Source organism: Sphingopyxis sp. (genome assembly GCF_050725615.1).
GTDB lineage: Bacteria > Pseudomonadota > Alphaproteobacteria > Sphingomonadales > Sphingomonadaceae > Sphingopyxis.
This window is the reverse complement of record NZ_JBOHHU010000022.1, coordinates 14,096-25,914: the sequence shown is the minus strand read 5'-3', so window position 1 is coordinate 25,914 and position 11,819 is coordinate 14,096. Positions and strand designations below refer to the sequence as shown.

Below are 11,819 nucleotides of genomic sequence, written 5' to 3'. Positions count from 1 at the left end.
GATGATAAGCGGGGCGGGGCGCGCCTCTGTGGTACGCCCCGCCCCTTGTTCAGGTACGAAGGCGCGTCAGACCGGGATGAGCGTGCAAGCCGCGCTCGACGAACCGAAGCTCGCGGTCGCGCTGTTGCAGGTCCAGCCGCTGAAGCGCGTGTCGGCGGCATCGCGCACCGCACCGACATAGCCCGCGTTGACGAAATAGGCGTTGATCGGAACCGGGTTGAACGCCGGGCGACCGGTTTCGGTGGCGCCGTTGATGAAGATGTTCGACAGCGTCGGTACATAGGTCGAGCTGTTGTTCGTGCCCGCGTTGAAGATCGTCGCGACCTGGTCGTTGGTGACGCCGCTGGTGCCGAGGAAGGCGCTGGCGCCGCCGCACTGCATGTTGACCGAGTCGAACTTCGGCGGACCGGCTTCGTCGGGCCCGGCGGTCTGGACCGTCGTCGCCGAGTTGATGCGGACGCAAGAAATGCCCGGCGCGACGATCAGGCCGTTCATCAGGCGATAGTCGGCGCCGCCGCGGATCAGCACCGACGCGGTGTTGCCCGCCGCATTGGCGCGGTGGATGAAGGTGAAGTTCGACAGCGCGACATTCTGGCGCGGGGTCGTGTCTTCATTGCCGTTCGAGTCGATTTCGAGCATCGAGTCGCCGACCGTGCCGCCGGCGCGCTGCACCGCGAGCAGGAACTGGACATTGCCCTTGTAACCGACGTCGGTGTCGAGGCCGTCGTCCTCGGCGCCGGTGATCGCGAGGTTGCGCATGTTGACGCGCCCGCCGAATACTTCGATGCCGTCGTCCGAGCTGTTGTGAACCTGGATATTCTCGATCGTGGTTCCCGAACCGACGCCCGACGGGGTCAGGCCCTGCAGTTCCTTGTCGGCGCTGAGGATGAAGCCCGAGTAGCGGATCTGGACGAACGACATGCGGCCCGAATTGTCGGCCGGCTGCGCGCCGCCATAGAGCGCGTTCGACGTGCCCTCGGTATCGCGTTCGCAAGCCGCGGTGCCCGGCGTGGCGCCCGGCGCGAGGCAGTCGGTGACCGGCGCGCGGCCGAGCAGGACGACGCCGCCCCACAGCTGCGACGTATTGTCATCGGCCGAACCGACGACGTTGCCGCGACCGGTGAAGACGATCGGCTGCGCCGCGGTGCCGACCGCGTCGATGCGGTTGCCGCGGTTGACGACGAGGTAGGACACGCCCGTCGCGCCGAAGATGGTGACGCCCGGATCGATCGTCAGCGTGACGTCGGTGTTGGTGCTCGTCGCGCCCTGGTCGGTTCCGACATCGACGCGGCCGGGGAGCGAATAGATGACGCCCGCAACCTTGGGGATCGCGGTCGAGGCAGTGAAGCGTGCGGGGAAGCCGCAGTTGCGCCAGGTGCCCTGCGGGCCGGTGATCGTGCCGAGATCCGACAGCGCGGGGCCGGCGATGCTCGGGCAGGCGGCGGCGGGGGTGACGCCGGTCGGGGTCGGCGTGGGGGTCGGGGTCGGGGTGGGCGTCGGCGCGGGAATCACGATGACCCCTTCGCCGGGCGAGGCAACGCCATCGGCGCCGCAAGCGGCCAGGATAGAACAGGCCACGCCGCTGAGCATGACCAAACGAACGCGCGCGAAAGCCGCCATGAAATTCTCCGTTGTCCGCTGTGCGCCCCCGGATCGGTCGAGCGGCGCCCCTGCTGAAAAATCACCGGCCGGTGCGAAGGGATTGTCCCGCCGCGCCCCCGGTGACGCCGCCACTAGGGTGATTCGGTGACGGTCTGACGCCAGAGCGATGACAGTTGGGAGACTCTTTGGAGTCGTTTTCGTGACATGCGCCGAAGCGCGCGAGGCGGCTTGTTCGCAGGTGCAATAATAAATGCGGCACAGCTTGCTTGCATCGCCCGAAAAGCTTTGCTAGGCGCCCGCTCCTACCTGGTACCGGACCCGATCCGGACCATCATGATGTGCGGTCGTGGCGGAACTGGTAGACGCGCAACGTTGAGGTCGTTGTGGCCGAAAGGCCGTGGAAGTTCGAGTCTTCTCGACCGCACCACTCAGTCCTGCGGGACGCGAGTTTTTACCTGCCGAGCAGCGATATACCGCAAAGCGGCGCAGTTCCGCGCGCTTTGCGACGACACGTATAGCGCTATGTGGCGAGAGACGCTCCTCGTCGCGACGCCAACTGGCGATTTCCGCTCAAAGTCTCCACCAACAAAAATGCCGCCTCAATGCTGAGGCGGCGAGTTGTACCCGAGATGTATACAGCCTCGTCAGGCGAGCCCGAGCAAGGCCTCCTGGTCCTGCCAACGATAAGGAAGGTCGATGGCCATCAGTCGCTGCCGGGTCAGACCCTTCGGCTGATCGGCTGCCGCTATTGAATCCACGATCCGTGGCGACAGCCAGCTGAGCTTGAGCAGTTGTGTCATCTGCTTCCGGCATCGACCTTCACGCTCGGCGATACGATGAAGGGGAAGCTCGGGATCGCTTTCGACTAGCGCGAGCGCCTTGGCGGCATCGCGCAGCAACTCGACGAGCTTGGGATCGGCCGAGATGCCCGGTCGGTTGTCCACCGGCATGATCACTTTGGCCTCCCGGAACGGCTTCCTGGGAAGCGGCGGCAGCACGATATCCCATATGCAGCTCTCATCATCGCTGCCGAGCAACGGGCGGGCGTCGATCTTTACGAGCAGTCGGTCACGCGTCGCCTGAACCGACTGCACGAGGGAGCGCAGCGTTTCTGTGTGGCTCGGCCCGTCGTGCAGCGCTTTATCCAGTCGATCGGCATCGACGAACATCGCATGTAGGCCTGCGCCATCTGCGATACCCGATATCCGCCGCAGCCGATGCTGATCGCCGAGCAGTTCGCGCACACTGCCGACTATATAGGCGTCGAGCTGAGCCATCTGAACGCGGGCGCGCGTGGGCCGCCCTTTCCCCGCGAGATCGGAACGGGTCTCATAATAGCAATAGCGCCGTGATCGTTTGACGCTGTAGCTCGGCACCATCGGGCGCTCTTCTGCGTCAAAGACGCGACCAGCGAGCATTGCCTGCTGGCGATCGTTCGTTGCTCTCCGCCGGGACGGGGCTTTGTCGCGGAGGCGATTCTGAACAGCGTCCCAGAGTTCATCGTCGATGATGGCCTCATGCTCGCCGGGATAGGCCTGACCCTTGTGGACGATCATACCTCGGTAGATCGGGTTCTTGAGCAGATGGAACAGGCTGCCGCGCTGGAATGGTATGCCGCCGCGGTGCGGGCCGCTGGTCCGGTGCTGGACTTTCGTGCGGACGCCTTCTTCGTCCAACGCGTCGATCAACGCCGGCACCGATCCGATCTCAAGGTAGCGGCGCATGATATGGCGGACCTGATCGGCTTCGGCAGGCTCGACGACTAGCTTACGGTCCTTGACCACGTAGCCGAGCGGCAACGGGCCGCCCATCCATATCCCCTTCTTCTTCGAAGCCGCAATCTTGTCGCGGATCCGCTCGCCGGTGACCTCGCGCTCGAACTGCGCGAAGCTCAGCAGCACATTGAGTGTGAGCCGTCCCATGCTGGTCGTCGTGTTGAATGACTGGGTTACGGACACGAAACTTGCCTGCTTCTGGTCGAGGCGTTCGACGATCTTCGCGAAGTCCGCGAGACTCCGGGTCAGCCGGTCAACCTTGTAGACGACTATGACATCGACTTGCCCGGCCTCGATATCGGCGAGCAGTCGCTGCAGACCCGGCCTCGCCATCGACCCGCCCGAAAAGCCACCGTCATCATATTGGTTGGGAACCAGCGTCCATCCTTCATGACGCTGGCTCATGATATAGGCTTCACACGCTTCCCGCTGGGCGTGAAGGCTGTTGAACTCCTGTTCAAGGCCGTCCTCGGTAGACTTGCGCGTATAGACCGCGCAGCGAACAGTCTTGACGACAACGCTCATGACGCGAGCCCGAAGAACCGCGGGCCCGACCACTTCGCGCCGGTGATTGCGCTCGCGATCGCGGTCAGCGATGTCCAGTGCCGGCCGTCATAGTCGAACCCGTCTTCACGGACGGTCACGACATGCCCGATACCATGCCAATCGCGCACCAGCCGGGTACCCGGTGTCAACTTACGCGATCGTACCACCCTGCCCTTCCCCGGCGCTTCTGTGAACGTCGGCGGCTTCCTGTTCCGTATCCCTGCTGCGTCGGCTTGCACGCGATACGCGAGGCCGATCTTAAGGAGCGGGAGTGCGATCGAAGGTGCGGGTGCGCCATAAAGGCGCACCCACCATTCCCGAGCGTCGATGGTGCCGAGCGTATCGACGTCGTCCAGCTTGAGGCGTGATCGCGCCATCAGCTGGCACCCGCCGTCGCCGGCACAGTCGCCGTGTCCGGGCTTGCAACGACAACCTTCGACTTACCCGGCTTGATGATCCGATAGATCGTCGTTCCGTCCTTGCGCTTCGAGCGCTCGATCACCCTGCCCTTCTTCTTGAGGCTGGTGAGGAAGGCGCGGCAGCTGTGGGGCTGCCACCCGGTTGCAGCGCCAATCTCGGCAATCGATGCGCCCGCCGCCTTGGCCAGTAGCTGTTCGACGATGCTTGCCTTCGAGGGTGCGACGGGAGGTTTGAGTTCGGTGTCGGTCATCTTGGGTCTCCTTGGGGGCAGACACATGATTGCGCCTTCCCACTGACCCAAGGCCGCTACAGGCAGCGCCCCGCGGCATCCGAACCTCGATCCGGTTCAGCCCGACGACCAATGCTCGAACACCCGCCCAAGTCCAGTCTCAAAGATCTCAATTGGTTGAAAAAGCTGGATATCGACTTCTCGCGCCCCCTCGGCCTTGTAGACGTCGGAGGTGCGCTATGGATCGAGACACGCGGGACCTGATCGATCAGCTCTGCACGCAAGCCGGTATGATTATGGAGGATTGCAGCACGGCCTTCCTCACCACACGCAGGATCGACGACGAGGAAATTCCCCGGCTGCTACAGGATCTGGCCGGTGAGGCTGCCAAGGTACGGGATCTGGTGAACGCCGCCATTGCCCTTTCGAAATGACGACTGTTTTTTCACCGAGATTTCGAAAAACCGATTGAATAGTTTCCAATGTTACAACGTGTTGCGCGGCAGCATCAGTTACAATCTATTCGAATGACACGCGGTCTATTTCCGTAGCGAATCCCTGACGCTGCGGTAAGGGCTGCGGCGCGACCCGATGAAGGTGCTCCTTCATCATCAACCTGGCGGCCTTCACAGGCCGCCTTTTTTGTCGGCTCTGCGCCCGATTTTAGCCCTTCAAACGGATTCAACATGCCCCGGGAAGCGGCCGTTCGACGCGGCGGTGGCCGCGATCACGCCGGCTTATCTTATCGGGCGCGGGCGACGCCTACATTGTCTGCCGTCAGCACCAATGGCACAGATTTGAGGTTGTGATTTAAGGAGGATCTGGGCTTCGTCGTAGTGACGAAGGAACGAAGATGAAGCCCAGATCCTCCAATGTAAAATCGCCCGCCAAGGCCCCAGCAGAGCGGGTAGTGAAGGACATCCGCCGACAGACCCGGCGCCACTTTTCGGCCGAGGACAAGATCCGCATCGTGCTGGATGGCCTGCGCGGGGAAGACAGCATCGCCGAGCTGTGCCGCAAGGAAGGCATCGCGCAGAGCCTGTATTACACCTGGTCGAAGGAGTTCATGGAAGCTGGCAAGCGCCGCCTGGCCGGCGACACCGCCCGTGCCGCGACCACCGGCGAGGTCCAGGACCTGCGCCGCGAAGCCCGGGCATTGAAGGAATGCGTGGCCGACCTCACCCTGGAAAACCGCCTGCTTAAAAAAAGCATGATCGCGGATGGGGGCGACGACGAATGAGGTACCCCGCATCCGAGAAGCTCGAGATCATCAGGATCGTCGAGCAGTCGCACCTGCCGGCCAAGCGCACGCTGGACCAGCTCGGCATCCCCCGCCGGACGTTCTATCGCTGGTATGACCGTTACCTCGAAGGCGGGCCGGAGGCGCTGGAAGATCGGCCGTCGGCGCCGAGCCGGGTGTGGAACCGCATCCCGGCGGGCATCCACGACCAGATCATCGAGCTGGCGCTGGATTACAGCGACCTGTCACCGCGTGAGCTGGCGGTGCGCTTCACCGACGAGCAGCGCTACTTCGTATCGGAATCCACGGTTTACCGGCTGCTCAAGGCCCACGACCTGATTACCAGCCCGGCCTATGTCGTGATCAAGGCTGCCGATCAGTTCCACACGAAAACCACGCGGCCGAACGAGATGTGGCAGACCGACTTCACCTACTTCAAGATCATCGGGTGGGGCTGGATGTATCTGTCGACCGTGCTCGACGACTTCTCGCGCTACATCATCGCCTGGAAGCTGTGCACCAACATGCGAGCCGAGGACGTCACCGACACGCTGGACCTCGCCCTGGCGGCTTCTGGTTGCGACAGCGCCACGGGGCTGCACAAACCCCGGTTACTCAGCGACAATGGCCCCAGCTACATCGCGGGTGAGCTGGCGGAATATATCGAGGCCAACAAGATGAGCCATGTCCGCGGCGCCCCGTGTCATCCCCAGACCCAGGGCAAGATCGAGCGCTGGCACCAGACCCTGAAAAACCGCATCCTGCTGGAAAACTACTTCCTGCCCGGCGACCTCGAAGCCCAGATCGAGGCCTTCGTCGAGCACTACAATCACCAGCGATACCACGAGAGCCTGAACAACGTGACGCCCGCCGACGCTTACTTCGGCAGGGCTCCGGCAATCATCAAACAGCGCGAAAGGATCAAGCGACAGACCATCGAACATCGGCGCTTGCAGCACCGCAAGCTCGCCGCCTAACATCAACCCCCTGACGAGGCCCGCACTCCGCTAATTTGCGCCGCGAGTTGTGCCAAATGTTCTGACGACGGACAATCAGCAAATTCGGCAAGGTGCCCGATACGGCACTCGAGCGCCTCGGTGAAATCGGGGAGCGTAATGACATGATCGTGGATGCTATCTGCGCCGCTCCGGAGAAATCCGCGCTCGTCTTCGCGACGTCGGTCGCCCATGGCCGCCGCCTCGCAGCGCAGCTGAATCTGCGCGGCGTCCGGGCGGCTGCGGTATCAGGAGAAACCGACCGGAACTCGCGCCGCTGGTTCATTGCTGGTTTCCGGCGCGGCGATATCCGCGTCCTGTGCAACCATTCGGCGCTGACGACTGGATTCGACGCCCCGGCGACTGATCTCATCGTGATCGCGAGGCCGGTATTCAGCCCGGCGCTCTACATGCAGATGGCCGGCCGTGGCCTGCGCGGACCGGCCAACGGCGGCAAGGAGCATTGCCGGATACTCACCGTGCAGGATAACCTCGACGAATATACGGACCGTCTGGCCCACCACTATTTCGAGCAGCATTATGTGGCGTCCGCCTGATCTGCAACGAGGAGCGCGTTTCGGCCGTTTACTGCCCGGAACGGGGAGCGAGAATGCCGCGGATGGTCTGCCCCATGCCTTCACCGCCGAGTGCCGCCGGCACTTGTTCGGGGAACCAATCGTCCAGGCCGGGGTCCGCGTTCGACTTGGTAACTGTTCCGATCAGCTGCTGCAGGCGTGACGTCTCGTCCCGCAGCGTAGCATCGCCTAGCGACACCCGGACCGGATCGTCGGACGACCAGGCGTCAGCCGCCTGGTGAGACCCCAGCCCGAGACGTGTAGCGATGCCTTGCTGCGCTTCCGGATCGAGGTCCAGCGCCGCGAAACCCGCACCCGGAGCGATCTCTATTCCGAACAGCCAGAAGATTCGGGCAGCGGCAAGTCCAGAACCGGGCGCCACCAGCGCAAGGGCGGTGTCGTCAGATCGCAAAGACAAGACTAACACGTCACCCTCGGCCGTCAGGGTCGTGACCGCATTGTTACGATAGTATAGCCGGTATTCGGTCCTTGTCGGATGCATGGCCCGCGCGTCGTACCAGGTCAGGTCGCTGGATGCCGAGATCCACGAGCCATCGTCCGCCATCCGGACAAAATCGGTCGGAATGCGTCGCTGATATTTGCCGAAGGCTCCGCGCAGAGGCGCGGTTCCGTTGAATTCGTGCTGGTTGGATCGTGAACGGTCGGCCTCGACCGCGCTTATGGGCGACCCTTTTCCTGGAACATCGGCGCTGGCGAACAGCATCGATCGCCCCGGATGTCGAGATGGAGCGGCTACTGGACCGGCTTTGCCGACAGCTGGTGGAGAGCGTCGAAAGCTGACGGAATCGGCGAATGACGCAATTCCCTGTTAGCCCGCCGGACTTCCCTGTTAATGCTTCAGTTGTTCCCTGTTATGCCATGGTCGATTCCCTGATACCGGGAGCAGGGAAATGCTGTTGAAAATCCCGGTTTTCCGGGCATCGCGCGAGAGCAATAATGCCAATATCGTGCCATTTTTGCGGATTTTCCCTGTTAATAGCCTGCTATCAGGGAATTCGCGCGTGAGACTGGTCCGGCACGGACTGCGTCGCGCACCATCATCGCCAGATCATGGCGCATTTTCAGATGAGACCATCGTCGGTCCGATATCGTGCACGCCGCCGGCACAGGCGTCCCCATGCCTGCGGCGCTCACGCTTGTCAGCTTGCGCGCGCTCCTTCCCCCTTCCGGCCCGCATCCTGAAGGGCGCCCCGCTCATTTGGCGTATCGTCACCCATCGCGGGCCCGACAGGGCGGCCGCGCAGCAGCAAATGGCTGATCGCGGGCAAAACGAACAAAGTGAGGAGCGTCGAGGTCATCAGCCCGCCGATCACGACGATCGCCAGCGGTTTCTGGACCTCGGCGCCGGTTCCGGTGGCGAGCGCCATCGGGACAAAGCCGATGGCGGGGACGATCCCGGTCATCAGCACCGCGCGCACGCGCTCCATGACCCCATCGGCAATCGCGACATCCACGGCCTTTCCTGCGTCGAGGCGTCCGTTGATGCTCGACATCACGACCAGCCCGTTGAGCACCGTCACGCCCGAAAGCACGATGAAGCCCACCGCCGCCGATACCGAAAAGGGCAGTCCGGTCAGCAGCAGCGAGAAGACGCCGCCGGCCAACGCCAGGGGAATGGCGGAATAGACCGCGATCGCCTGCCGCACGCCGCCCAGGGCCAGGAACAATATGCCGAAGATCGCGGCAAAGATTGCCGGGATGACGATCGAGAGCCTCGCGGTGGCGGCTTGCAGATTTTCGAACTGCCCGCCCCATTCGATGAAGCTCCCGGCCGGAAGCCTGACCTCGGCGTCGACCTTCGCCCGTGCTTCGGCAACGAAAGATCCCAGATCGTTGCCCCGGACATTGGCCTGCACGACGACGCGGCGCTTGCCGTTTTCCCGGCTGACCTGGTTCAGGCCTTCGGAGAAGCCGAACTTTGCCAGTTCGCCGAGCGGCACCGAAGCCCGCGCGCCGCCCTCACCGGGAAGGAGCACGGGAAGCGCCCCTATCGCGTCCAGATCGTCGCGCGTCGCGCTGTCGAGCCGAACAACGATGTCGTACCGCCGATCGCCTTCGAACACGATCCCGGCCTCGCGCCCCCCCAGCGCGGCCGCGACCGTATCGCTGACGTCCCGAAGCGTCAGCCCGTAGCGCGCGATCGCGTCGCGATCGAATTGCACATCGAGCACGGGAAAGCCCGCCGTCTGTTCTACCTTGACGTCGGCGGCGCCCGGAACCCGGTTCAGGACGGCCGCCACCTGCTGCGCCGCCTCGCCCATCGCATCGAGATCGTCGCCATACAGCTTGATCGCGATGTCACCGCGCACGCCGGCAATCAGTTCGTTGAAGCGCAGCTGGATCGGCTGGCTGACCTCGAAGGCATTGCCGACGAGCGGTTCCAGCCTTTTCTCGACGCGGGCGATCACCTCATCCTTGGTCCGGACGCCATCGGGCCAGGCGTCGCGCGGCTTCAGGATGATGAACGTGTCGGACGCATTCGGCGGCATCGGGTCGCTCGCGACCTCCGCCGTACCGGTTTTGGAATAGACGAACGCCACCTCGGGCAGCGCGGATACCGCCTTTTCGACCTGCAACTGCATCGCCTGCGATTGGTTCAGCGATGTCGAGGGGATGCGCAGCGCCTGCATCGCGAGATTGCCTTCGCCCAGCACCGGGATGAATTCGCTGCCGAGCATGGCGAATGCCATGATCGCCGCCGCGAAGGTCCCGCCGCCGGCCCCGATCCATGGCCAGGGGCGGGCAATCACGCGCAGGAGCAACGGCGCATACCGCCTCTTCACCCAAGCGATGGCGCGCACGTCCTTTTCGGCGACCTTGCCGCGAAGGAGCAGCGCCACCATCGCCGGGACGAAGGTCAGCGAGGCGACGAACGCCCCCGCCAGCGCCAGCAGCACCGTGATCGCCATCGGCGCGAAGGTCTTGCCCTCGACCCCGGTGAAGGTGAGGAGCGGCACAAAGACGAGGAAGATGATCGCCTGACCATAGATGGTGGGCCTGATCATTTCGCGCGACGCTTCGAACACCTCGTGCAGTCGCTCGCTCAGGGACAGAAGTCGCCCTTCGTGATGCTGGCGTTCGGCCAGTCGCCGCAGACAGTTTTCGATGATGATGATCGACCCATCGACGATCAGGCCGAAGTCGAGCGCGCCAAGGCTCATCAGATTGCCCGACGTGCCGGTGATGGTCATCCCCGTCCCCATGATCAGGAACGAGATCGGAATGACCAATGTCGCGATGATGGCGGCGCGGACGTTGCCGAGCAACCAGAACAGCACCGCCGCGACGAGCAACGCGCCTTCGGCCAGATTCCTTTCCACCGTGCCAATGGTGGCATCGACGAGCTGCGAGCGGTCGAGCACCGGCTTGACCACGATATCCGGGGGCATCGACCTCGCGACCGCCTGCAACCGTTCGGCGGCGTCCGACGCCACGATCCGGCTGTTGCCGTCCGCAAGCATCAGCACGGTACCGACGACCAGCTCCTTGCCATTCTCCGACGCGGAACCCGTCCGCAATTCACCGCCGATCCGCACCGTCGCGACATCGCGGACCGTGACGGCGACGCCGCCGCGGCTGGCAACCGCCGCACGCGAAATCTCGTCGAGCGAGCGGATGCGTCCGTCAGCGCGGACCAGGAAAGCCTCGCCGCCGCGCTCGACGAAGTTCGCACCGACCGAAATATTGGCGCGTTCGAGCGCGTCGGCAAGCTCCGAAAAGGAAATGCCGTAGCTCGCCAGTTTCGTCGCATCGGGCTGGACGACGAACTGTTTTTCATAGCCGCCGATCGAGTCGATTCCCGCGACGCCCGAGACCGACCGCATTTGCGGGCGGATCACCCAGTCCTGAACCGTCCGCAGATAACCGAGCCTGGCCACCTCGTCGGCCAGCACTTCGCCGGTGGGCGTGATATAGGAGCCATCGGGCTGGAGCCCCGGCTTGCCGGCGCCCGCAGATTTGGTCTTGATGCTGCGGTCGAAATCGACCGTGTACATCAGCACTTCGCCGAGCCCGGTGGAGACAGGTCCCATCTGCGGCTCGGCGCCGTCGGGCAGGTTGCCCTTGGCCTGCGCCAGCCGTTCGGCGACCTGCTGGCGCGCAAAATAAAGGTCGGTGTGATCGTCGAAGATCACGGTGACCTGACTGAACCCGTTGCGTGAGATCGAACGGGATGTTTGCAGGCCCGGTATGCCGGCCATCGCGGTTTCGATGGGGAAGGTAACAAGGCGTTCGATGTCGAGAGGCCCCAAATTGGGCTCGGCGGTGTTGATCTGCACCTGCTTGTTGGTGATGTCGGGCACGGCATCGATCGGCAGCTTGAGCAGCTGCGTGATGCCATAGGCCGCGACGATGAGGGTGAGGAGAACCACGCCCCAGCGAAAGCGTATCGACGCATCGAGAAGTTTTTCGATCATC

At 63.6% G+C, this 11,819-nt stretch carries 9 protein-coding genes and 1 tRNA gene; 4 read left to right on the top strand and 6 right to left on the bottom strand.

Annotated elements, in window-relative coordinates; translation table 11 throughout:
- Positions 1-66: 66 nt before the first annotated feature.
- A complete protein-coding gene (locus ACREB7_RS07135) occupies positions 67-1,620 on the bottom strand; it encodes a hypothetical protein (protein ID WP_431591600.1) in 1,554 nt (517 codons plus the stop codon).
- 322 nt (positions 1,621-1,942) lie between these two features.
- Between ACREB7_RS07135 and ACREB7_RS07130 the strand changes: the two genes are divergently transcribed.
- A tRNA-Leu gene (locus tag ACREB7_RS07130) sits at positions 1,943-2,029 on the top strand.
- Positions 2,030-2,246: 217 nt separating this feature from the next.
- Here the strand turns inward: ACREB7_RS07130 and ACREB7_RS07125 are convergent.
- The 3 genes from ACREB7_RS07125 to ACREB7_RS07115 are packed head-to-tail and all read right to left on the bottom strand — an operon-like array spanning position 2,247 to position 4,593.
- The gene (locus ACREB7_RS07125) at positions 2,247-3,902 is read right to left on the bottom strand and encodes a recombinase family protein (protein ID WP_431591599.1); all 1,656 of its coding nucleotides are present in this window, start codon (positions 3,900-3,902) and stop codon (positions 2,247-2,249) included.
- Entirely contained in the window at positions 3,899-4,300 is a 402-nt protein-coding gene (locus ACREB7_RS07120; RefSeq protein WP_431591598.1) for a DUF2924 domain-containing protein, read from the bottom strand. The genes ACREB7_RS07125 and ACREB7_RS07120 overlap by 4 nt, the downstream gene beginning before the upstream one ends.
- Positions 4,300-4,593: a DUF3489 domain-containing protein gene (locus ACREB7_RS07115; protein WP_431591597.1), complete on the bottom strand. Its 294-nt coding sequence runs from the start codon at positions 4,591-4,593 to the stop codon at positions 4,300-4,302. The genes ACREB7_RS07120 and ACREB7_RS07115 overlap by 1 nt, the downstream gene beginning before the upstream one ends.
- Before the next feature lie 218 nt (positions 4,594-4,811).
- Here ACREB7_RS07115 and ACREB7_RS07110 point away from each other — a divergent pair, with 218 nt between their 5' ends.
- The 3 genes from ACREB7_RS07110 (at position 4,812) to ACREB7_RS07100 (ending at position 7,364) form a co-directional block, all read left to right on the top strand.
- The gene (locus tag ACREB7_RS07110) at positions 4,812-5,006 is read left to right on the top strand and encodes a hypothetical protein (RefSeq protein ID WP_431591596.1); all 195 of its coding nucleotides are present in this window, start codon (positions 4,812-4,814) and stop codon (positions 5,004-5,006) included.
- Between the two features lie 419 nt (positions 5,007-5,425).
- A protein-coding gene (locus ACREB7_RS07105; protein ID WP_431591595.1) for an IS3 family transposase occupies positions 5,426-6,789 on the top strand; the annotation gives its coding sequence in 2 pieces (ribosomal slippage) (positions 5,426-5,773 and positions 5,776-6,789; 1,362 coding nt in all).
- 143 nt (positions 6,790-6,932) lie between these two features.
- The gene (locus tag ACREB7_RS07100; protein ID WP_431591594.1) at positions 6,933-7,364 is read left to right on the top strand and encodes a DEAD/DEAH box helicase; all 432 of its coding nucleotides are present in this window, start codon (positions 6,933-6,935) and stop codon (positions 7,362-7,364) included.
- 28 nt (positions 7,365-7,392) lie between these two features.
- On the opposite strand, the gene ACREB7_RS07095 is transcribed toward ACREB7_RS07100, so the two are convergent.
- A complete protein-coding gene (locus ACREB7_RS07095; RefSeq protein ID WP_431591593.1) occupies positions 7,393-8,106 on the bottom strand; it encodes a hypothetical protein in 714 nt (237 codons plus the stop codon).
- 436 nt (positions 8,107-8,542) lie between these two features.
- Positions 8,543-11,818 carry an efflux RND transporter permease subunit gene (locus tag ACREB7_RS07090; protein WP_431591592.1) on the bottom strand — a complete coding sequence of 1,092 codons (3,276 nt, stop codon included), beginning with the start codon at positions 11,816-11,818 and terminating at the stop codon, positions 8,543-8,545.
- Position 11,819: the final 1 nt, after the last annotated feature.